This is a genomic window from Micromonospora sp. NPDC047730 (assembly GCF_043204765.1).
In the GTDB taxonomy this organism is placed as follows: Bacteria; Actinomycetota; Actinomycetes; order Mycobacteriales; family Micromonosporaceae; genus Micromonospora.
The window spans coordinates 75,328-95,541 of the sequence record NZ_JBIDCU010000012.1 but is presented as its reverse complement, the minus strand read 5'-3'; the positions used below and the strand labels follow the sequence as shown (position 1 = coordinate 95,541).

The following is a 20,214-nucleotide window of genomic DNA, read 5'->3' as shown; positions in this document are numbered from 1 at the left end:
GGAGGGGTTGGACATGAAGCTGGTGACCGCGGTCATCAAGCCGTACCAACTGGACGCGGTGAAGGAGGCCCTGCACGCCCTCGGCGTGGCCGGCCTGACCGTCAGCGAGGTCCAGGGCTACGGCCGGCAGAAGGGGCACACCGAGGTCTACCGGGGTGCCGAGTACACGGTCGAGTTCCTGCCCAAGATCCGGGTGGAGGTGCTCACCGACGAGATCGACCTGGAGAAGATCGTCGACGCCGTCGTCGCCGCCGCCCGGACCGGCAAGATCGGCGACGGGAAGGTCTGGGTGACCTCGGTCGACGAGGTCGTCCGGGTCCGCACCGGCGAGCGCGGCCTCGACGCGCTCTGACCGGGCCACGACCGACATGACCTCGTCGACCGGGAGGAACGCGTCGGGCCACGCCGGCAACGGCGGCCCGGCCCTCCCGGTCGACGGGTTCGTCGGCCCGAACGGGGGCGTGGGGGAGGCGGCCCGGGCCGCGCGCGCCGACGCCCACGACCGGTGGCTGCGCGCGCTGCTGCCGGACCGGCCCGGCGTGGCGCTCGTCGCCGTCGGCGGGCTGGGACGGCGGCAGTGCGCCCCGCACGGCGACCTCGACCTCGTGCTGCTGCACGCCGGGGTGCCCGGCGTGGACGAGCTCGCCGCGGCGGTCTGGTATCCCGTCTGGGACGCCGGGCTGCGGCTCGACCACTCCGTCCGCACCGTCGCCGAGGCGCTGTCGGTCGCCCAGGACGACGTGAAGGTCGCCCTCGGGCTGCTCGACGCGCGGCTGGTCGCCGGGGACGCCGCCCTCGCCGACACGCTCGTCCGGTCCGCCGTCGACCACTGGCGGCGCACCGCCGTACGGCAGCTCCCCGGGTTGCGGGAGGTCACCGCCGCCCGCTGGGAGGCCCACGGCGAGCTGGCCTTCCTGCTGGAAGGCGACCTGAAGGAGGCCGCCGGCGGGCTGCGCGACGTGGGCATCCTGCGGGCGATCGCCACCGCCGGGATCACCGACGCGCTGCGCCCCGCCGTCCGCGCCGCGCACCGGCGGCTGCTGGACACCCGGGACGCGTTGCACGTGCGGGTCGGCCGCCGGGTCGACCGGCTGGTCGCCCAGGAACGCGACGGCGTCGCCGCGCTGCTCGGGCTGCGCCAGCCCGCGCCCGGCGGGCCCGACGCCGGGCTGCGCCAACCCGCGCCCGACGCGCCCCACGCCGGGCTGCGGGCCGGAGCGGTCGCCGAGGACGGCGACGCGCTACTGCGCCGGGTGGCCGGGGACGCCCGGACCGTCAGCCACGCCCTCGACGACGCCTTCCGCGCCGCCGACCGGCTCCGCTCGGGCCGCCGCCGGGGGGTCGACGGGCGCCCGGTGCGCCGGCCGGTGGCCCGGGACGTCGTGGAGCACGACGGCGAGCTGGTGCTGGCCCGCACCGCGATCGGCGCGCGACCCGACCCGAGCCTGTCGCTGCGGGTCGCCGCCGCCGCGGCCACCACCCGGCTGCCGATCGCCCGGGCCACCTGCGAGTGGCTGGCCGGGTACTGTCCGCCGCTGCCGGCGCCGTGGCCGGCCGAGGCCCGGGCCGCGCTCGTCACCCTGCTCGGCGCCGGTCCCGGCCTGGTGCCGGCCTGGGAGACCTGCGACCGGTACGGGCTGATCGAGGGCTGGCTGCCCGAGTGGACCCGGCTGCGCAGCCTCCCGCAGCACAACCCGGTGCACCGGTTCACCCTCGACCGGCACCTCGTGCAGACCGCGTACGAGGCGAGCCGGCACACCCGCGAGGTGGACCGTCCCGACCTGCTGCTGCTCGGCGCACTCCTGCACGACGTCGGCAAGGGGCTGCCGGGGGACCACAGCACGGTCGGGGCTCCGCTGGCCGAGGCGGTGGCCGCCCGGATCGGCCTGCCCGAGCCCGAGGTGGCGCTGATCGGCACGCTGGTCCGGCTGCACCTGCTCCTGCCCGACGTCGCCACCCGGCGGGACCTCGCCGACCCGGTCACCATCTCCGGGGTGGCCGAGCGGGTCGGCGACACCACCACCCTGGACCTGCTGCACGCCCTGGTCCGCGCCGACGCCGCGGCCACCGGGCCGGCCGCCTGGTCGGACTGGAAGGGCCGGCTGGTCGCCGAGCTGGTCGCCCGGGTCCGCACGGCGCTGGACACCGGCGCCCTGCCCGCCCCGCCCGTCCCGGACCCGGCGCTGCTGGCGGGGCCCCTGCCGGTCGTACACCTGACCGGGGACCGGGTGGCGGTGGCCGCGGCGGACCGGCGCGGCCTGCTCGCGACGGTGGCCGGGTGCCTGGCCCTGCACCGGCTGGAGGTGATCTCCGCCGACGCCGCCACGGTCGACGGCCGGGCCCTGGTCGAGTGCCGGGTGCAGCCCCGCTACGGCCTGGCCCCCGACCCGATCGCCCTCGGCGCCGACCTGCGCCGCGCGGTGAACGGCGACGTCTCGGTCACCCAGCGGCTGCGCGGCCGGGCCCTGGCGGCGCGGGCCGAGGGGGCCGCGCCGCGGGTGGTCTGGCACCGGGAGGCGGCCACCGACGCCGTGTTGCTGGAGCTGCGCGCCGCCGACGCGGCGGGCCTGCTCTACCGGGTCGCCTGCGCCCTCGACGAGGCCGGCGCCCAGGTGCGGGCCGCCCGGATCTCCACCCTCGGCGGCGACGTGGTGGACGCGTTCTACCTCGTCGGCGGCTGGCCCTCCGAGGCGGAACGGGAGCGCGTCGAGGCCGCGGTGCTGGCCGCCGTCTGAGGGCGGCTACGTCCCCCGACGTACGCCGACAGCCGCCGTCCTGGCGACGTGCCGAGAGCGGCGCGGCGGCACGCTCGGGGCATGAACCTGCCAGTGCAGACCGAAGGGCTCACCAAACGGTACGGCGGCCTGACCGCCGTGCAGGACCTCCAACTCACCGTCCAGGCCGGCGAGGTGTACGGCTTCCTCGGCCCCAACGGCGCCGGCAAGACCACCACCCTGCGCATGCTGCTCGGGCTGGTCCGGCCCACCGCCGGCACGGTCCGGCTGCTCGGCCGGCCGCCCACCGCCGGCCGGCTGACCGGGGTAGGGGCGCTGATCGAGGGGCCGGCCTTCTACCCGTACCTCTCCGGCCGGGACAACCTGCGGGTGCTGGCCCGCTACGCCGGGGTCGGCGCCGACCGGGTCGCGCTCGTGCTCGACCTGGTCGACCTGGCCGACCGGGCCGGCGACCGCTACGCCGGCTACTCGTTGGGAATGAAGCAGCGGCTCGGCGTGGCCGCCGCGCTGCTGAAGGACCCCCGCCTGCTGATCCTGGACGAGCCGACCAACGGCCTCGACCCGGCCGGCATGGCGGACATGCGCACCCTCATCCGCCGGCTCGGCGCGGCCGGCTGCACGGTGCTGGTCTCCAGCCACCTGCTCGGCGAGGTGGAGCAGGTCTGCGACCGGGTCGGGGTGATCGCCCGGGGCCGGCTGGTCGCCGAGGGCAGTGTCGCCGAGCTGCGCGGAGCGGCCGGGCTGCGGCTGCTCGCCGACCCGCTAGACGAGGCGGCCGAACGGGCGCGGGAACTGGTCGGCGTCGAGCGGGTCCGGGTGGTCGACGGCGGGCTGGAGCTGGCCGTTCCGCCGGACCGGGCCGCCTGGCTCAACGCCGAACTGGTCGGGGCCGGGCTCGCCGTGCGCGAGCTGCGCCCCCGGGAACGGGACCTGGAACAGGTCTTCTTCGACCTCGTGGAGAAGGGAACAGCCGATGTCGCGTAGCTTCCGTGCCGAGACGGTCAAGCTGGTCCGGCGGCCGGCCACCTGGCTGCTGCTGGCCATCACGCTGGTGCTCTCGCTGATCTTCACCTACGTCTTCCCGTACGCCGGCCTCGCCGGCGGCACCGACGGGCCGAACACCGACCGGGCGCTGCCCGCGCTGCTCCCCGACCACCTGGTCGGGAACTCCCTCGGCGGCCTGCCGGTCTTCCTCGGCGCGATCCTGTTGATCCTCGGCGTGCTCACCGTGGGCGGCGAGTACGGCTGGGGCACCTGGAAGACCGTGCTCACCCAGGGCCCGACCCGGCTGGAGGTGTACGCCGGCAAGCTGCTCGCCCTGGCCGCCGCCGCGCTGGCCGTGGTGCTCGCCGTGTTCGCGGTCGGCGCGGTGACCAGCCTGCTCATCGCCTCCGCCGAGGCGCAGCCGGTGACCTGGCCGCCGGTCGGCGACCTGCTCACCGGGATCGGGGCGGGGTGGCTCATCGCGACGATGTGGGCCATGCTCGGTGCCGTGCTCGCCGTCGCGCTGCGCGCCGTGGCGCTGCCGGTCGGGCTGGGCCTGGTGTGGATGCTCGCGGTGCAGAACCTGCTCGCCGCGATCGCCGCGCCGCTGGTCGACTGGGTGGCGAAGGCGCAGGAGGGGCTGCCCGGGCCGAACGCCGGGTCGCTGGCCGCCGCGCTCGGCGCGCCGGGGGACACCCCGGGGGTCGCGGCCACCGTCGGCGGCGGGCAGGCGGCCGTGGTGGTGGCCGCGTACCTGGTCGGGTTCGCGGCGGTCGGCGCGGTGCTGCTGCGCCGCCGGGACATCGGCTGAGGCGGGGCGGGGGAGGGGACGTGGAGCGCGAGCGTGGCGACTGGAGCCGCCGGCTCCTGGACGGCCTCATCGCCCTGGCCCTGCTGGTGATCGGGCTGGCCGGCACCGCGCCGGCCGGCCTCAACCAGGGCGTGGGCACCGGCCGGGCCACCTACCCGCTGGTCGCCGTGGCCGCGCTCGCGGTGGCCGTGCGCCGGCGCTGGCCGCTGGTCACCCTGGCGGTGGCCACCGCGGCGAGCACCGCCTACCTGGTGCTCGGCTACCCGTACGGCCCGATCCTGTTGTCGTTCCTCGTCGCGGTCTACACCACGGCCGCGTACCGGCCGGTGCGGGTCGCGGCGGTGGCCAACGGCGTGGCGCTGCTCGTGCTGCTCACGCACGTCTTCGTCGGGGTGCGCCCGCCCGGCCTGGTCGGGCTGATGCCGGCCGCCGCCTGGGTGGTGGTGCCCTTCGCCGTGGGGGTCACCGTGCGGCTCGGCCGGGACAACGCGGCGCGGAGCCGCACCGACGAGGCGCGCCGGCTGGCCGACGCCGAGCGGCTGCGGGTGGCCCGGGAGGTGCACGACGTGGTCGGGCACGGGCTCGCCGCCATCCACCTCCAGGCCGAGATCGCCCTGCACCTGCTGGCCCGCAAGCCCGAGCAGGCCGAGGCGGCGCTCACCGCGATCAGCCGGACCAGCAAGGAGGCGCTCGACGAGTTGCGGGTGACGCTGACCGTGGTCCGCCGCGACGAGGCCGCCGACGAGCGCGCCCCGGCACCCGGGCTGGCCCAGCTCCCGCAGCTGCGCGAGCGGCTGGCCGGCGCCGGGCTCCCGGTCACCGTCGAGGTGGCCGGGGCGCCGCGCCCGCTCCCGGTCGCGGTGGACCTGGCCGCGTACCGGGTGGTGCAGGAGGCGCTGACCAACGTGCTGCGGCACGCCGGCCCGGCCACCGCCACGGTCTCGCTCCGGTACGCGCCCACCGAGGTGGCCGTGGAGGTCACCGACACCGGCCGCGGGCCGGCCGCCTCGACGGACCGGCCCGGCTACGGGCTGGCCGGCATGCGCGAGCGGGTCACCGCGCTGGGCGGGTCGTTCACCGCCGGCCCCGCCTCCGCCGGAGGCTTCCGGGTGTCCGCCACACTGCCCGTGGAGGAGGTCACATGATCCGGGTGCTGCTCGCCGACGACCAGGACCTGGTCCGGATCGGGCTGCGTGCCCTGGTGGAGAGCGAGGACGACCTCACCGTGGTCGGTGAGGCCGCCGACGGGCTCGCCGCCGTCGAGGCGGCCCGCCGGGAACGCCCCGACGTGGTGCTGATGGACGTCCGGATGCCCGGCGTCGACGGCATCGAGGCGACCCGCCGGATCGTCGCCGACCCCGCGCTCGCCGGCACCCGGGTGGTCGTGCTGACCACCTTCGAACTGGACGAGTACGTCTTCGACGCGCTCCGGCACGGGGCCAGCGGCTTCCTGACCAAGGACACCCGCCCGGCCGAGCTGCTGCGGGCGATCCGGCTGGTCGCCGACGGGGAGGCGCTGCTCTCCCCGTCGGTGACCCGGCGGGTGGTCCGGGAGTTCGCCACCCGGCCGGCCCGGGTGCCCCGCCCGCACCCCCGACTCGGCACCCTCACCGACCGGGAACGCGAGGTGGTGGGGCTGGTCGGCGAGGGGCTGAGCAACGTCGAGATCGCCGAGCGGCTGGTGGTCAGTCCGGCGACCGCCCGGACCCATGTCAGCCGGGCCATGGTCAAGCTGGGCGCCCGGGACCGCGCCCAGCTGGTGGTCTTCGCCTACCAGTCCGGCCTGGTCGCCTCGTGACCGTCCGGGGCGGCGGGGCGGGCCTGGGCCGGAGGCGCGGGTGCGGGCGGCGGGCTACCCTAGCGGTGGGCTGGACACCTGCCCGGCCGCCCTGTGCCCGCCGAAAACGACAAACGGGATGTTCGCGTGTTTGACACCTTGAGTGACCGCCTGTCCGGGATCTTCACCAAGCTCCGCGGCAAGGGTCGGCTCACCGACGCCGACATCGACGCCACCGCGCGCGAGATCCGCCTCGCGCTGCTGGAGGCGGACGTCGCGCTGCCGGTGGTCAAGGGCTTCATCGCGAACGTCAAGGAGCGGGCGCGCGGCGCCGAGGTCTCGCAGGCGCTCAACCCCGCCCAGCAGATCATCAAGATCGTCAACGACGAGCTGGTCAACGTGCTCGGTGGCGAGGGGCGGCGGCTCCAGTTCGCCAAGCAGCCGCCGACCGTGATCATGCTGGCCGGTCTCCAGGGTTCCGGCAAGACCACCCTCGCCGGCAAGCTGGCCCGCTGGCTGAAGGCCCAGGGGCACCAGCCGCTGCTCGTCGCCGCCGACCTCCAGCGCCCCAACGCCGTCGGGCAGCTCCAGGTGCTCGGTGGCCGCGCCGGCGTCGAGGTGTACGCCCCCGAGCCCGGCAACGGCGTCGGCGACCCGGTGCAGGTCGCCCGCGCCTCGATCGAGCACGCGAAGCGGGCGGCCCGGGACATCGTCATCGTCGACACCGCCGGCCGGCTGGGCATCGACGCCGAGATGATGCAGCAGGCCGCCGACATCCGCGACGCCGTCGACCCCGAAGAGGTCATCTTCGTCATCGACGCCATGGTCGGTCAGGACGCCGTGCGCACCGCCGAGGCGTTCCGCGACGGGGTCGGCATCACCGGCGTGGTCCTCTCCAAGCTCGACGGCGACGCCCGCGGCGGCGCCGCGCTGTCGGTCCGGGAGGTCACCGGGCAGCCGATCCTGTTCGCCTCCACCGGCGAGAAGCTGGAGGACTTCGACGTCTTCCACCCCGACCGGATGGCCAGCCGGATCCTGGGCATGGGCGACGTCCTCACTCTGATCGAGCAGGCCGAGCAGGCCTTCGACGCCGATCAGAAGGAGAAGATGACCGCCAAGCTGATGGGCGGCGAGCAGTTCACCCTGGAGGACTTCCTCGACCAGCTCATCGCGGTCCGCCGGATGGGTCCGATCGCCAACGTGCTGGCCATGATGCCGGGCATGGGGCAGATGAAGGACCAGCTCGCGGAGCTGGACGACAAGCACTTCGACCGGGTCACCGCGATCATCCGGTCGATGACGCCGGGCGAGCGCACCAACCCGAAGATCATCAACGGCTCCCGCCGGGCCCGCATCGCCAACGGCTCCGGCGTCACCGTGATGGACGTCAACCAGCTGCTCAACCGCTTCGCCGACGCGCAGAAGATGATGAAGCAGATGGGCGGCATGATGGGCCTGCCCGGCGGCGGCCGGCGCAAGGCGACCAAGTCGCCGAAGAACAAGCGCAAGGGCACCAAGGGCGGCGGTCGGCCGCGCGCCGGGGCGGGCGCCGGCCTGCCGGGCGGCTTCCCGGGCGGCATGCCGCAGCTCCCGCCGGGGATGGACCCGAACGACCTGGCCGCCGGCCAGGGCCTGCCCCCGGGCTTCAAGCTTCCGAAGATCGACTTCAACAAGCTCGGCAAGGGCGGCGACGGCCGGCCCCGCTGAGGCGTGTCGTTGGCGGCGGGTGACGTCATCCTTGCCTAGGGTGATGTCGCCCCTGGAAGGAGGAGTCATGACCGTGGCACCCATCCTGCCCGAGCGGTCGGAGTGGACGGTTGACGACCTCGGTGACCTGCCGAAGGACCTTCCGTACGAGTTGGTCAACGGAAGGTTGATCGTGCCGTCCCCCACCGCCGTGCACCAGGACCTGTGCGTCGAGCTGCTGCTCGCACTCCGGGTCAACTGCCCCGCCGACTACCTGGTCAGCATCGACCTGTCGATGCGGATCGACCGCCGCAACGAGCCCCGCCCCGACGTGGTCGCGATCCGCCGCGAACACGCCGACCGGTCGCCCGTCCCCGTCGAGGACGCCCTGCTGGCCGTCGAGGTCCTCTCGCCGACCTCCACGTTCCGCGACCTCTACGACAAGGCGAAGGTCTACGCGCACGCCGGGGTGCGGACGTACTGGGTGGTCGACCCGCTGCACGAGCGGATGACCCTGACGGAATACACGCTCGGCCCCACCGGCGAGTACGAGGTGGTGACCCACACCGAGGACCTCTTCGTCACCGAGCGACCCTGGAAGGTCTCCGTCGACCTGCCCGCGCTGACGACGCGGCGGGCCGGGCTGCTCGCGCGCGACGGCGACTGACCGCACCATCCACACGGGCGGGGCCCGGCCGTGACCGGCCGGGCCCCGCTTCCGTGCCACCGGCCAGGACACCAGGCCCGGCCGGGCCTCACGGCGGGGCGAGAGCGGCCGATGCCCGGGTCACCCCGGCGGCCTGTCGCCCGCTGGGGACGGCCCGGCCGGGACCGGCCCACGCCGACCGGGAAGAATGGCCGCAGACCGCTCTTTCGCCCACCGACCGGAGGACGCATGGCCTGGCACGTACGCGGCGTGCTGCTGCCCGACGACGAGGTCCGGGACCTCTGGTTGGTCGGCGACCGGGTCACCTTCGAACCGGTGCCCGGCGCGGAGACGATCGTCGACGGCGGCTTCGTGCTGCCCGGCCTGATCGATGCGCACTGCCACATCGGCATCGCCCGGGGCGGGGCGCCGATCACCTCCCTCGACCAGGCCCGCGAGCTGGCCCGCACCGACGTCGACGCCGGGGTGCTCGCCATCCGCGACGCCGGCTCGCCGTACCCGTACCCGGAACTCGACGACGAGCCGGAGCTGCCGCGCCTGGCCCGCGCCGGCCGGCACGTCGCGCCGCCGAAGCGCTACCTGCGCGACATCGGGGTGGAGGTCGGCGCGGCGGAGGTCGCCGACACGGTCGCCGCGCAGGCGGCCGCCGGCAACGGCTGGGTCAAGCTGGTCGGCGACTGGATCGACCGGGGCGTGGGGGACCTGGCGCCGTCCTGGGACGCCGACACGATGGCCGCGGCCGTCGCGGCCGCGCACGCCGCCGGGGTACGCGCCGCGGTGCACACCTTCAGCGAGTCGGCCGTGGAGATCATGGTGCGGGCCGGGGTGGACTCGGTCGAGCACGGCACGGGCCTGAGCCTCGACCTGGTCGACCTGATGGCCCGGCAGGGCACCGCCCTGGTCCCCACGATGATCAACATCCGCACCTTCGGCGGGATCGCCGAGCAGGCCCGGCCCAAGTTCCCCGGGTACGCCGACCACATGCTCGCCCTGCGCGACCGCTTCCCCGAGGTGGTCCGGGCCGCGTACGAGGCGGGGGTGCCGATCTACGTGGGCACGGACGCGGGCGGCGGCATCGACCACGGCCTGGCTGCCGAGGAGATGCTGCTGTTGCACGAGCAGGCCGGCATGTCGGCGGTGGACGTCCTCGCCGCCGCGTCCTGGCGGGGCCGCGAGTGGCTGGGCTTCCCCGGCCTGGTCGAGGGCGGCCTGGCGGACCTCGTCGTCTATCCCGAGGACCCGCGCGCCGACCTGCGCGCCGTGCGTAGCCCCGCCCGCATCGTGCTGCGCGGTCGCGTCGTCCGCTGACCTGCCGTGCCCGCCCGCCGGCGAGCCGGCGCGTGGGCGCTCCCGCTCCGGTCAGCCGGTGTGGGCGCCCTGGGTGACCGCGTGCAGGAGCAGGTACACGGCCAGGTCGGCGAGGGCGGCGGCGGTCTGTGCGACCGGGGCGCCGGGCAGGACGATGTGGCTGATCACCAACCGGATGACCGAGTCCGTGGCGAAGGCGACCGCGGCCCGGTCGGCGCCCGGCAGCACGCCGTCGGCCCACTCCAGGAGCGCCTCGGTGGCCTCGGTCAGGACCAGGTCCGACCGGGTGGTCAGGTAGGGCAGCAGCTCGTCGGAGCCGCCCCCGGTGCTGGTCAGGACGGCCTTGATCAACGGGTCGCCGGCCGCCTGCGTGAGGGTGTGCGAGATGGTGGCGTGCGCGGCCGCCCGGACGTCGTCGCCGTGTGCGCGCAGGAGGGCGCGCACGTCGCCGACGAACCGGTCGACCTCCCGCCGGGCGAGCGCCTCGGCCAGCCCCGCCTTGCTGCCGAACTCGTTGTAGACCGTCTGCCGGCTGACCCCGGCCGCCCGTGCGACGGCACCCATCCGGACGGCGTCCCAACCGCTCGCGACCGTCAGCGCCCGGGCGGCGTCGACGATCGCGTCCCTGGACCGGCTGCCGTTGTTCACGCTGCCATGGTGGCGTACGCCCCCGGCCCGCCGCACCCGGCCGTCCCGGCAGCTGACGACGACACCGCGCCCGATCGCGCCGTCCGGATGGCCGACGCATAGGATGTGCGGTCATGGCACGCGTGCTCACTCCCCGTGCGGAGGACTTTCCCCGCTGGTACCAGGACCTGATCGCCAAGGCGAAGCTGGCCGACAACGGCCCGGTCCGGGGGACCATGGTCATCCGGCCGGCCGGCTACGCCATCTGGGAGCGGATGCAGGCCGAGATGGACGCCCGGATCAAGGCGGCGGGCGCGGAGAACGCGTACTTCCCGCTCTTCATCCCCGAGAGCTACCTCAAGCGCGAGGCCGAGCACGTCGAGGGCTTCTCGCCGGAGCTCGCGGTGGTCACCCACGGCGGCGGCAAGCAGCTCGCCGAGCCGGTCGTGGTGCGCCCCACCAGCGAGACCGTCATCGGCGAGTTCATGGCCAAGTGGATCGACTCCTACCGGGACCTGCCGCTGCTGCTCAACCAGTGGGCCAACGTGGTCCGCTGGGAGCTGCGCCCCCGGGTCTTCCTGCGCACCAGCGAGTTCCTGTGGCAGGAGGGGCACACGGCCCACGCCACCCGCTCCGACGCGCGGGCCTACGCCCGCAGGATCCTGCACGAGGCGTACGAGGACCTGATGGTCAACGTGCTCGCCATCCCGGTGGTCGTCGGCCTGAAGACGGCCCGCGAGCGCTTCGCCGGCGCGACCGCCACCTACACCTGCGAAGGCATGATGGGTGACGGCAAGGCCCTCCAGCTCGGCACCAGCCACGAGCTGGGGCAGAACTTCGCCAAGGCGTTCGACATCAGCTACTCGTCGGCCGAGGGCGGTCGGGAGCACGCCTGGACGACCTCCTGGGGCACCTCGACCCGGATGCTCGGCGGCCTGATCATGTGCCACGGCGACGACAACGGCCTGCGGGTGCCGCCGAAGCTGGCGCCGGTGCAGGCGTACGTCATGGTGGTCAAGGACGGCGAGGGCGTCGGAGAGGCGGCGACCAAGTTGCGCGACGCGCTGCGCGACGCCGGCGTCCGGGTCGCGCTCGACGACCGCACCGACACCCCGTTCGGCCGCCGGGCCGTCGACGCCGAGCTTCGCGGCTATCCGGTACGCGTCGAGGTCGGCCCCCGCGACCTGGCCGCCGGCAACGCCGTCGTGGTCCGGCGCACCGACGGCTCGAAGTCCCCGACGGCCGTGGCCGACGTGGTCACCACCGTGCTGGCCGCCCTCGACGCCGACCAGCAGGCGCTGCACGACCAGGCCCTGGCGCACCGCCAGTCCCGCACCGTCGAGGTGTCGACGCTGGCCGAGGCGATCGAGGCGGCCGCCACCGGCTGGGCCCGGGTGCCGTGGTCGGCGGTCGGCGTCCAGGGCGAGGCGGAGGCCAACGGGCAGGGCGTCACCGTGCGCTGCCTGGTGCGCGCCGACGGCTCCGTGCCCGACTCCGAGGACGAGCCGGACCTCGTCGCCATCCTGGCCCGCGCCTACTGAGCGCGGTGTAAGGAAGGGCCCCTTCCTAACGCCTGAGGTAGAGGAAGGGGCCCTTCCTTACACCCGGAGCGGGTGGGCGGGCTCGCGGGGCGGGCAGCGGTAGGGTCGGGGCGTGAGATTCGAACCGGGGCGGCTGATCGTGCACCGCAACGTGCGGCGGGGCCGGATCGGCTGGGTGCGTACCGCCCGGGTGGTCAGCGACGACGACCGGGGCCTGGTGCTCTGGGTGGCCCGGAACTCCCCGGTGGCGAGCGAGGTCACCGAGGCCGGGCTGGGCATGCGGGCGGTGCCGTTCGCCGAGTGGGTCTCCTCGTCCTACCGCCTGGCCGCCGGCCGGTGGAACGGCCCGCCCGTGCTGAAGTACCTGCCCGCCGGGGCGAGCCACTCGGTGTGGTGGTTCCGCGACGCGCACGACCGCTTCGCCGCCTGGTACGTCAACCTGGAGGAGCCCGGGGTGCGCTGGGACGACGGCGTGCTCGCCGGGGTCGACATGGTGGACCAGGACCTCGACGTGGTCGTCCGGCCGGACCTGGGCTGGGAGTGGAAGGACGAGGACGAGTTCGTCGAGCGGCTCGCCTTCCCCGCGCACTACTGGGTCGCCGACCCCGACGCCGTCCGGGCCGAGGGCAAGCGGGTGATCGCGCTGGCCGAGGCGGGGGAGTTCCCGTTCGACGGCACCTGGTGCGACTTCGTCCCGCCGCCGGAGTGGACCACCCCGGACGAGCTTCCGCCCGGCTGGGACCGCGCCCCCGTGCGCTGACCCGGCAGGTGTGTTTTCGGTCACTTCCGTCGCTGCGCGGGTGACCCCGGGCGGTCCGGTGTGAGAGATCCGGGCCCGATCTGGCAGAATGGCTGGCTGGTATCCGGCGTGTGTCCGGCGCCCTCTAACCCGGGCACCGCGCCAGTCCACCGAGCAGTCTCCGGCCCAAACCCCACTGTGCCGGTCGGCGCTCACCCGTGCACCGCCCTCGTCAGGGCTGGTGAGATCGCAACAGGAGCGAAACAACTGTGGCCGTAAAGATCCGGCTCCTGCGGATGGGCAAGATCCGCAACCCGCAGTACCGCATCGTCGTCGCCGACTCGCGCACCAAGCGCGACGGCCGGGCGATCGAGTTCGTCGGGGTCTACCAGCCGAAGGAAGACCCTTCGGTGATCGAGGTCAAGTCGGAGCGGGTCCAGTACTGGCTGTCCGTCGGCGCCCAGCCGAGCGAGGCGGTGCAGCGGCTGCTGGAGCTGACCGGTGACTGGCAGAAGTTCAAGGGCCTGCCGGCCCCGCCGCCGCTGAAGGTCGCCGCGGAGCGGGTCGACCGCACCGCCGCGTACGAGGCCGAGGCGAAGGCCGCCGCCGGGCTGGCCGAGACCCCGGCCAAGCCGGCCAAGAAGGCCGCCAAGGCCGAGGCCCCGGCCGAGGCGCCGAAGACCGAGGCTCCGGCCGAGGCCCCGGCTGCCGCTGCCGACGCCGGTGAGCAGGCCTGACATGCCTCTGCGTCCGGCGTTGGAGCACCTGGTCAAGGGCATCGTCGACCACCCCGATGACGTGCGCGTCCGGATGGTCGACTCCCGTCGGGGCAAGCGGCTGGAAGTCCGCGTGCACCCGGAGGACCTCGGCACGGTGATCGGGCGGTCCGGCCGGACCGCCAAGGCGCTGCGCCAGGTGATCGGCTCCATCGGCGGGCGCGGCGTACGCGTCGACATCGTCGACTCGTACTGATGCTGCTCATCGTCGGCAGGATCGGCAAGCCGCACGGGATCCGCGGTGAGGTCACCGTGGAGGTGCGGACCGACGAGCCCGAAGCGCGCTTCGCTCCCGGTTCGGTACTACGTACCGTGCCGGGAGCGGCGCCGCCGCAGCAGGCCGCGCCCGAGCACGGGGAGCCGTTCCGGGTCCCCGCCGAGCTGACCGTGGAATCCGCCCGCTCGCACCAGGGGCGGCTGCTGGTGGCGTTCGAGGGCGTGCTGGACCGGGACGTCGCCGAGGCGCTGCGCGGCACCCTCGTCGCGGTCGACAGCGCCGACGTCGCCCCGCCGGAGGACCCGGAGGAGTTCCACGATCACCAGCTCGTCGGGCTGGCCGTGGTCACCCCGGGCGGCGAGCGGCTGGGCGAGGTGGACCGGATCGACCACGCCCCCGCCTCCGACCTGCTGGTGCTGCGCCGCCCCGAGGGCCGTACCGCGCTCATCCCGTTCGTCAAGGCGATCGTCCCCGAGGTTGACCTCGCCGGCGGTCGCGTCGTCGTCGACCCGCCGGCCGGTCTGCTCGACCTGTAGAGCCGCTGGAGCACCCCCGCATGCGCGTCGACATCGTGTCGATCTTCCCGGAGTACTTCGCCCCGCTGGACCTGTCGCTGATCGGCAGGGCGCGGGCGAACGGCACGCTGCGGCTGGCCGTACACGACCTGCGGAGCTGGACCCACGACGTGCACCGCACGGTCGACGACACGCCGTACGGCGGCGGGCCCGGCATGGTGATGCGGCCGGAGCCGTGGGGCGAGGCGCTCGACGCCCTGGCCCCGGCGGAGGTGGCCCCGCCCCGGCTGGTGGTGCCCGCGCCGACGGGTGCCCCCTTCACCCAGGCGATGGCGCACGAGCTGGCGGCCGAGCCGCACCTGCTCTTCGCCTGCGGCCGGTACGAGGGCATCGACCAGCGGGTGCTCGACCACGCCGCCACCCGGATGCCGGTGACCGAGGTCTCCCTCGGCGACTACGTCCTCTTCGGCGGGGAGGTGGCCGTCCTGGTGATCCTGGAGGCGGTCACCCGGCTGCTGCCCGGGGTGCTCGGCAACGCGGGCTCGCTGGACGAGGAGTCGCACGCCCACGGGCTGCTGGAGGCCCCCATGTACACCAAGCCGGCGACCTGGCGCGGGCTGGAGGTGCCGGAGGTGCTCCGCTCCGGCGACCACGGGCGGATCGCCCGCTGGCGGCGGGACCAGGCGCTGACCCGCACCGCCCGGCGCCGCCCGGACATGCTCGCCGCGCTCGACCCGGAGCGCCTGGACAAACGGGACATCGCCGCGCTGGACGGGGCCGGATTTCAGGTGCCCCCGGGGGATGTGGCAAAGTAGGGGGGTTGCCGCAACCGGCCGCGCCGCGGACGGCTGCGAGGATCCTCGACCGAGGTCGGGCCACCGACCACACCCGGGGATCAGAATCACCCACCCGCGCGCCGATTGACGGTGCGCCGTGAGCCTCACGAGGACGCAGCGATGAACATCCTGGACGCCCTTGACGCCCAGTCGAAGCGGACCGACCTCCCCGACTTCCGTGCCGGTGACACCGTCAAGGTGCACGCCCGGGTCGTCGAGGGCAACCGGTCCCGTGTCCAGATCTTCCAGGGCGTCGTCATCCGCCGCCAGGGTGACGGTCTGCGCGAGACCTTCTCGGTCCGCAAGATCAGCTTCGGTGTCGGTGTCGAGCGCACCTACCCGATCAACAGCCCGGCCATCGACCGGATCGAGGTCGTGACCCGCGGTGACGTGCGTCGCGCCAAGCTCTACTACCTGCGCGAGCTGCGGGGCAAGAAGGCCAAGATCAAGGAGAAGCGCGAGAAGCAGCCGAGCTGACCTCACGCTCGCCACGCCGCCCGAGCTGCGCGTGTGTCGTACCGACCGGCCCGCACTACCCTGGTCGTACGGGCGCAGCCGGGCGACGTCCCGCCACGAGGGCGGGAGCGACGTCCACTACCGCCCGGGGGGCCTCGACGAGGCTCCCGGGCGGTAGTTGTCACATCTGCTGACCGGGGAGTGGCGTGGTGCAGACGCTGGACGAGGACGGCGCCGTCGACCCGTGGCGCCGCCGGGCGCGACGTCCCCGCCGCCAGATGCCGCTCTGGCAGGAGCTGCCGCTGCTGCTGGTCGTCGCGTTCTGCCTCGCGGTGCTGATCCGCACCTTCCTGCTCCAGGCGTTCTTCATCCCCTCCGGCTCGATGGAAGACACGCTCCTCGTCGGCGACCGGGTCCTGGTCAACAAGGTCGTCTACGACGTACGCGACCCGGTGCGGGGCGAGGTGGTCGTCTTCCGGGGCACCGACCGGTGGGCCCCGCAGGCCGACAAGCAGCCGGAGCCCGGGTTCGTGGGCAAGGTCGGCCGGACGGTCGGCGACCTGATCGGCGTCAGCCGCCCCGGCGAGAAGGACTTCATCAAGCGGGTCATCGCGCTGCCCGGTGACCGCGTCAAGTGCTGCGACGCCCAGGGCCGGGTGCTGGTCAACGGCACGCCGCTCGACGAGTCGTCGTACGTCATCCGGGACTCGCCGCTCGACATCCCGCCGAACCCCCGCGAGTGCCGGTCCCGGCGCTTCGAGGAGGTCGTGGTCCCGCCCGGGCAGATCTTCGTGATGGGCGACCACCGGCTGGTCTCCCAGGACGCCCGCTGCCAGGGGCCGGTGCCGATCGACAACGTGGTGGGCCGCGCCTTCGCGGTGGTCTGGCCCTCGTCACGGTGGAGCACGCTGTCGGTGCCGGCCACCTTCGACGACGTCGCCGATCCGCCCGCCGCCGCCACCGGGGCCCCGCCCCCGGTGCGTCCCACCCCGGGCGGTGGGGTGGTGCTCCTCGTCCCGTTCGTGGCCGCGCTGGCCGTTCTCGCGCGTTCCGGACGGTGGCGCCCAGCCGGGCAACGTAGGCTCCATCCGTGATTGACGAGCAGACCGACAAGCCCCGCAGTTCCTTCTGGAAGGAGCTGCCCATCCTCCTGGGCGTGGCGATCCTGGTCGCGGTGCTGGTGCGAGCCTTCGTGCTGCAGACCTTCTTCATCCCCTCCCCGTCCATGGAGAACACCCTCCAGATCGACGATCGGGTGCTGGTCAACAAGCTGGTCTACGACTTCCGGTCGCCGCGCCGGGGCGAGGTGATCGTCTTCAAGGCTCCCCTGGAGTGGAGCAGCAACCCCGACGGCGAGGACTTCATCAAGCGGGTCATCGGAGTCGGCGGCGACCACGTGGTCTGCTGCGACCCGCAGGAGCGGCTGGTGATCAACGGCAAGCCGCTGGACGAGCCGTACATCTACCCGGGGGACAAGACCGCCGAGGAGTTCGACATCACCGTCCCGGAGGGACGGCTCTGGGTGATGGGCGACCACCGCGAGGCGTCGGGCGACTCGCTGGAGCACTGGCAGCAGTCCGGGCAGGACATCACGACGGCCACCATCCCCGAGGACGAGGTCGTCGGGCGGGCGTTCACCGTCTTCTGGCCGGTCAACCGGGCCACCTGGCTGAGTGTCCCGAAGGGGTTCGAGGGCATTCCCGAGCCGTAGGGGCCGCCGGGCGTGGGCGTTGTCGGCGGCGTCTGGCAGGCTGGTGCGGTGACCGACTACACCCCGCGGCGTGCGGCCCGCGTCCTGCTCGTCGACGCGGCGGGTCGGGTGCTGCTCTTCAGCGGCTCCGACCCGGCCCGTCCCGAGCACGGCCGCTGGTGGTTCACCCCCGGTGGCGGTCTGGACCCCGGCGAGACGTACGCCGAGGGCGCCGCGCGGGAGTTGGCCGAGGAGACGGGGCTGCGGCTGCCGGCCTCGGCGTTCGGCGCGCCGGTGCACCGCGACGTCACGGAGTTCCCGTTCGACGGCGTGTGGTACCGGCAGGAGCAGGAGTTCTTCCTGATGCGGGTGGCGGATCACGAGGTCGACACCGCCGGCTTCAGCGAGATCGAGCGGGCCAGCGTCGCCGCCCACCGGTGGTGGCCGCTGGCCGAGCTGGCCGCCACCGACGAGCGCTACTACCCGCCGGACCTGCCGGCGGTGCTGAGCCGGGCGCTGGCCGACGGAGGTGTGCCGTGCTGACGCCGCCGCGCACGGTGGTACGCCGCGAGGGCGGGCTCTACGCGCTGGAACGGGCGTTGCAGCGGCGCGGCTTCCGGCACGTGGCCGGGGCCGACGAGGCAGGCCGCGGCGCCTGCGCCGGCCCGCTGGTCGCCGCCGCCGCGATCCTGCCCGAGGGGCGCCGGGGCGAGATCGACGGGCTGGCCGACTCGAAGCTGCTCACCCCGGCCAGCCGGGAGCGGGTCTACGACGAGGTCGTCGCCCGCGCCCTGGCGTACTCCGTGGTGGTCATCCCGGCCGAGGAGGTCGACGAGCGGGGCCTGCACGTGTGCAACCTGGCCGCGATGCGCCGCGCCCTCGCCTCGCTGGACACCCGCCCGGAATACGTGCTGACCGACGGCTTCGGGGTGGACGGCCTCGACGTGCCGGGGCTGGCGGTGTGGAAGGGCGACCGGGTGGCCGCCTGCGTGGCGGCGGCCAGCGTGCTCGCCAAGGTGACCCGGGACCGGATCATGGTCGAGTTGGACGGGACGTTCCCCGGCTACGGGTTCGCCGAGCACAAGGGTTACATCACGCCGGAGCACAGCGCGGCGCTGCGGGAGCGGGGGCCGTGTCGGGAGCACCGGTTCTCGTACGTCAACGTGGCGGTGGTGTCCGGTCGGGACGGCGCCCCACCCAGGGCGCGTCGCCCGGTGGGCGCAAGGCCGGACGAGCCGATGGAGCGCTCCGGGCCGGCAGGGGGTACCGTCGGCGTGGCGTTGGGCGAGCAGCCTCGGCCTCCGGCGTCGGTGGGGGAAGATGTGGTCATGGAAGGCGGAGTGCGATGAGCGCGGAAGATCTCGAAAAGTACGAGACCGAGATGGAGCTGCAGCTCTACCGGGAGTACCGCGACATTGTCCGCCAGTTCTCCTACGTGGTGGAGACCGAGCGCCGGTTCTACCTGGCCAACCAGGTGGACCTGCACGTCCGCAACTCCGACGGCGAGGTTTACTTCGAGGTCGAGATGCACGACGCCTGGGTGTGGGACATGTACCGTCCCGCCCGGTTCGTGAAGAACGTCCGGGTGATGACCTTCAAGGATGTCAACGTCGAGGAGCTGGAGAAGCCCGACATCTCCCTCCCCGCCGACTCCGGCTTCGGCGGCTGACCCACCGCCCACGCCCCGCTCGGAGGCCGCGACCACCGGGCGCCCGGCCCGTCGGCGCCCCCACCCGCCACGCGGCCCTCGAACTCGCCCCCGACCTGATCGTCCAGTGTGGCCGGTCTCAGTCGACGAACGCGAACATCGTCACCCTGGCCGGGAGTGGACGGGGCTCGCCCAGGAACCGGTGCACGCCCACGCCCACGCCGTCCGCCGGGCTGCTCACCGCCCCCGGCACGAAGCCCTCCTGGGCGAACCACCCACAGATGGTCGGCACGAGGTCGGGGCTGCGCCGGTGCCGGGTCCAGAACACCGTGCCGCCGGTCGCGCAGAGCGCCTAGGCGTCGGCCCCGCCGGTCGGGGGACGCCTCGTGGGCGGTGGTGAGGGGCGAGGAACGCGCCGGTCGAGCCGGCCCATAGCAGATCACGTCAGGCTCCGGTGGCTGTCCACAGGAGACGCCTTGTCCACAGGGGCGGGTGGCCGGGGTGGCGGGGCGGGACGCTCGCCGAGCAGGCTGCGCCCCATGCGACCAGCAACCCGTACCGGCGTCGCCGCGCTCTGCGCCGCCCTGCTGTCCCTCGGGCCGGCCGCCGTGCCCGCCACGGGGCCGGGTCCGGCGCCGGTCGGGGCGGCGGCCGTGGCACCCGACCTTCCGCCGTCGCCCGAGGCCCCGACACCCGGGGCCGCGCGGTTCCGGTGGCCGCTCGACGGCGCGCCCCGCCCGGTCCGCCGGTTCGACCCGCCGCCGCAGCCGTGGCTGCCCGGCCACCGGGGCGTCGACCTGGCCGCCGCGCCGGGCGCCACCGTGCGGTCCGCCGGTGCCGGCACGGTCCTCTTCGCCGGCCTGGTCGCCGGCCGCCCGGTCGTCAGCGTCGGGCACGCCGACGGACTACGCACCACCTACGAGCCGGTGTCACCGACGGTCCGCCCCGGCGCCCGGCTCGCCGCCGGCGCGCCGCTGGGCGCGCTGCTCCCCGGCCACCCCGGCTGCCCCGCCCCGGCCTGCCTGCACTGGGGGTTGCGGCGCGGCACGGATTACCTCGACCCGCTGGCGCTGCTCGGCCTCGGCCCGGTGCGACTGCTGCCGCTCGACGGCGCCGGCACCGACCCGCCGCCGGGCGGCCGGCATGCCAGCGTGCGGGTGGGCCAGGGCAGGCGGTGTCGAGCAGGCGTGGGTGTGCCGGG

Annotated in this window: 22 protein-coding genes and 2 pseudogenes; 22 read left to right on the top strand and 2 right to left on the bottom strand. The window is 74.5% G+C overall.

The genetic code is table 11. From position 1 onward, the window contains the following. Positions 1–13: 13 nt before the first annotated feature. The 9 genes from ACGF5G_RS25020 (at position 14) to ACGF5G_RS24980 (ending at position 9,968) form a co-directional block, all read left to right on the top strand. Positions 14–352, top strand: coding sequence for a P-II family nitrogen regulator (locus tag ACGF5G_RS25020; RefSeq protein WP_357453746.1), 339 nt, complete (start codon positions 14–16; stop codon positions 350–352). Positions 353–461: 109 nt separating this feature from the next. Beyond that, on the top strand, positions 462–2,735 hold the full coding sequence (locus ACGF5G_RS25015) for a [protein-PII] uridylyltransferase (protein WP_393267018.1): 2,274 nt from the start codon (positions 462–464) through the stop codon (positions 2,733–2,735). 81 nt (positions 2,736–2,816) lie between these two features. Then, entirely contained in the window at positions 2,817–3,719 is a 903-nt protein-coding gene (locus tag ACGF5G_RS25010; RefSeq protein ID WP_393266750.1) for an ABC transporter ATP-binding protein, read from the top strand. After that, positions 3,709–4,530: an ABC transporter permease gene (locus tag ACGF5G_RS25005; RefSeq protein ID WP_393266748.1), complete on the top strand. Its 822-nt coding sequence runs from the start codon at positions 3,709–3,711 to the stop codon at positions 4,528–4,530. Before ACGF5G_RS25010 ends, ACGF5G_RS25005 begins: the two co-directional genes overlap by 11 nt. Positions 4,531–4,550: 20 nt before the next feature. Then, positions 4,551–5,675, top strand: coding sequence for a sensor histidine kinase (locus ACGF5G_RS25000; protein WP_393266746.1), 1,125 nt, complete (start codon positions 4,551–4,553; stop codon positions 5,673–5,675). Next, on the top strand, positions 5,672–6,328 hold the full coding sequence (locus ACGF5G_RS24995) for a response regulator (protein ID WP_393266744.1): 657 nt from the start codon (positions 5,672–5,674) through the stop codon (positions 6,326–6,328). The genes ACGF5G_RS25000 and ACGF5G_RS24995 overlap by 4 nt, the downstream gene beginning before the upstream one ends. A gap of 126 nt (positions 6,329–6,454) precedes the next feature. Beyond that, positions 6,455–8,014, top strand: a complete 1,560-nt coding sequence (gene ffh, locus ACGF5G_RS24990; protein WP_357695258.1) for a signal recognition particle protein — start codon at positions 6,455–6,457, stop codon at positions 8,012–8,014. Positions 8,015–8,081: 67 nt separating this feature from the next. Further along, on the top strand, positions 8,082–8,660 hold the full coding sequence (locus tag ACGF5G_RS24985; protein ID WP_357695256.1) for a Uma2 family endonuclease: 579 nt from the start codon (positions 8,082–8,084) through the stop codon (positions 8,658–8,660). Between the two features lie 228 nt (positions 8,661–8,888). Further along, positions 8,889–9,968 carry an amidohydrolase family protein gene (locus tag ACGF5G_RS24980; RefSeq protein WP_393266741.1) on the top strand — a complete coding sequence of 360 codons (1,080 nt, stop codon included), beginning with the start codon at positions 8,889–8,891 and terminating at the stop codon, positions 9,966–9,968. 51 nt (positions 9,969–10,019) lie between these two features. Here the strand turns inward: ACGF5G_RS24980 and ACGF5G_RS24975 are convergent, their stop codons facing one another. Further along, complete coding sequence (locus ACGF5G_RS24975) at positions 10,020–10,616, bottom strand: TetR family transcriptional regulator (RefSeq protein WP_393266738.1); 597 nt, start codon at positions 10,614–10,616, stop codon at positions 10,020–10,022. 113 nt (positions 10,617–10,729) lie between these two features. On the opposite strand from ACGF5G_RS24975, the gene proS reads away from it, so the two are divergent. From proS to ACGF5G_RS24915, 12 genes and pseudogenes are all read left to right on the top strand, one after another. Further along, complete coding sequence (gene proS / locus ACGF5G_RS24970) at positions 10,730–12,136, top strand: proline--tRNA ligase (protein ID WP_393266736.1); 1,407 nt, start codon at positions 10,730–10,732, stop codon at positions 12,134–12,136. Between the two features lie 112 nt (positions 12,137–12,248). Then, complete coding sequence (locus ACGF5G_RS24965; RefSeq protein WP_393266733.1) at positions 12,249–12,896, top strand: DUF402 domain-containing protein; 648 nt, start codon at positions 12,249–12,251, stop codon at positions 12,894–12,896. A 248-nt stretch (positions 12,897–13,144) separates the two neighbouring features. Next, positions 13,145–13,612 (top strand): 30S ribosomal protein S16, encoded by a 468-nt coding sequence (gene rpsP / locus ACGF5G_RS24960; RefSeq protein ID WP_393266730.1) that lies wholly within the window; start codon positions 13,145–13,147, stop codon positions 13,610–13,612. Next, positions 13,587–13,847, top strand: coding sequence for an RNA-binding protein (locus ACGF5G_RS24955; protein WP_172862164.1), 261 nt, complete (start codon positions 13,587–13,589; stop codon positions 13,845–13,847). The genes rpsP and ACGF5G_RS24955 overlap by 26 nt, the downstream gene beginning before the upstream one ends. 2 nt (positions 13,848–13,849) lie before the next feature. Then, the gene (rimM, locus tag ACGF5G_RS24950; protein WP_393267015.1) at positions 13,850–14,404 is read left to right on the top strand and encodes a ribosome maturation factor RimM; all 555 of its coding nucleotides are present in this window, start codon (positions 13,850–13,852) and stop codon (positions 14,402–14,404) included. Between the two features lie 20 nt (positions 14,405–14,424). Beyond that, a complete protein-coding gene (gene trmD / locus ACGF5G_RS24945; protein ID WP_357453369.1) occupies positions 14,425–15,198 on the top strand; it encodes a tRNA (guanosine(37)-N1)-methyltransferase TrmD in 774 nt (257 codons plus the stop codon). A gap of 141 nt (positions 15,199–15,339) precedes the next feature. Next, positions 15,340–15,696: a 50S ribosomal protein L19 gene (gene rplS, locus ACGF5G_RS24940; RefSeq protein WP_089001547.1), complete on the top strand. Its 357-nt coding sequence runs from the start codon at positions 15,340–15,342 to the stop codon at positions 15,694–15,696. A 185-nt stretch (positions 15,697–15,881) separates the two neighbouring features. Beyond that, positions 15,882–16,756 (top strand): annotated as a pseudogene (gene lepB / locus ACGF5G_RS24935) (signal peptidase I). Between the two features lie 9 nt (positions 16,757–16,765). Continuing rightward, on the top strand, positions 16,766–17,386 hold the full coding sequence (gene lepB / locus ACGF5G_RS24930) for a signal peptidase I (protein ID WP_357453366.1): 621 nt from the start codon (positions 16,766–16,768) through the stop codon (positions 17,384–17,386). Between the two features lie 48 nt (positions 17,387–17,434). Beyond that, positions 17,435–17,908 carry an NUDIX hydrolase gene (locus ACGF5G_RS24925; RefSeq protein WP_393266728.1) on the top strand — a complete coding sequence of 158 codons (474 nt, stop codon included), beginning with the start codon at positions 17,435–17,437 and terminating at the stop codon, positions 17,906–17,908. Then, positions 17,902–18,714 (top strand): ribonuclease HII, encoded by an 813-nt coding sequence (locus ACGF5G_RS24920; protein WP_393266725.1) that lies wholly within the window; start codon positions 17,902–17,904, stop codon positions 18,712–18,714. Before ACGF5G_RS24925 ends, ACGF5G_RS24920 begins: the two co-directional genes overlap by 7 nt. Next, the gene (locus ACGF5G_RS24915) at positions 18,711–19,034 is read left to right on the top strand and encodes a DUF2469 domain-containing protein (protein WP_007075222.1); all 324 of its coding nucleotides are present in this window, start codon (positions 18,711–18,713) and stop codon (positions 19,032–19,034) included. The genes ACGF5G_RS24920 and ACGF5G_RS24915 overlap by 4 nt, the downstream gene beginning before the upstream one ends. A 118-nt stretch (positions 19,035–19,152) precedes the next feature. Here ACGF5G_RS24915 and ACGF5G_RS24910 read toward each other — a convergent pair whose 3' ends face one another. Further along, positions 19,153–19,341: a hypothetical protein gene (locus tag ACGF5G_RS24910; RefSeq protein ID WP_393266723.1), complete on the bottom strand. Its 189-nt coding sequence runs from the start codon at positions 19,339–19,341 to the stop codon at positions 19,153–19,155. Positions 19,342–19,552: 211 nt separating this feature from the next. On the opposite strand from ACGF5G_RS24910, the pseudogene ACGF5G_RS24905 reads away from it, so the two are divergent. Then, positions 19,553–20,125: pseudogene (locus tag ACGF5G_RS24905) on the top strand (murein hydrolase activator EnvC family protein); the annotation flags it as partial. Between the last annotated feature and the right edge of the window lie 89 nt (positions 20,126–20,214).

Bases quoted from the DNA above. Each gene is read 5' to 3' on its own strand.
- ACGF5G_RS25020 (WP_357453746.1), top strand. From the start codon at position 14: ATGAAGCTGGTGACCGCGGTCATCAAGCCGTACCAACTGGACGCGGTG.
- ACGF5G_RS25010 (WP_393266750.1), top strand. From the start codon at position 2,817: ATGAACCTGCCAGTGCAGACCGAAGGGCTCACCAAACGGTACGGCGGC.
- ACGF5G_RS25005 (WP_393266748.1), top strand. From the start codon at position 3,709: ATGTCGCGTAGCTTCCGTGCCGAGACGGTCAAGCTGGTCCGGCGGCCG.
- ACGF5G_RS24995 (WP_393266744.1), top strand. From the start codon at position 5,672: ATGATCCGGGTGCTGCTCGCCGACGACCAGGACCTGGTCCGGATCGGG.
- ACGF5G_RS24985 (WP_357695256.1), top strand. From the start codon at position 8,082: ATGACCGTGGCACCCATCCTGCCCGAGCGGTCGGAGTGGACGGTTGAC.
- ACGF5G_RS24980 (WP_393266741.1), top strand. From the start codon at position 8,889: ATGGCCTGGCACGTACGCGGCGTGCTGCTGCCCGACGACGAGGTCCGG.
- proS (WP_393266736.1), top strand. From the start codon at position 10,730: ATGGCACGCGTGCTCACTCCCCGTGCGGAGGACTTTCCCCGCTGGTAC.
- trmD (WP_357453369.1), top strand. From the start codon at position 14,425: ATGCGCGTCGACATCGTGTCGATCTTCCCGGAGTACTTCGCCCCGCTG.
- rplS (WP_089001547.1), top strand. From the start codon at position 15,340: ATGAACATCCTGGACGCCCTTGACGCCCAGTCGAAGCGGACCGACCTC.
- ACGF5G_RS24915 (WP_007075222.1), top strand. From the start codon at position 18,711: ATGAGCGCGGAAGATCTCGAAAAGTACGAGACCGAGATGGAGCTGCAG.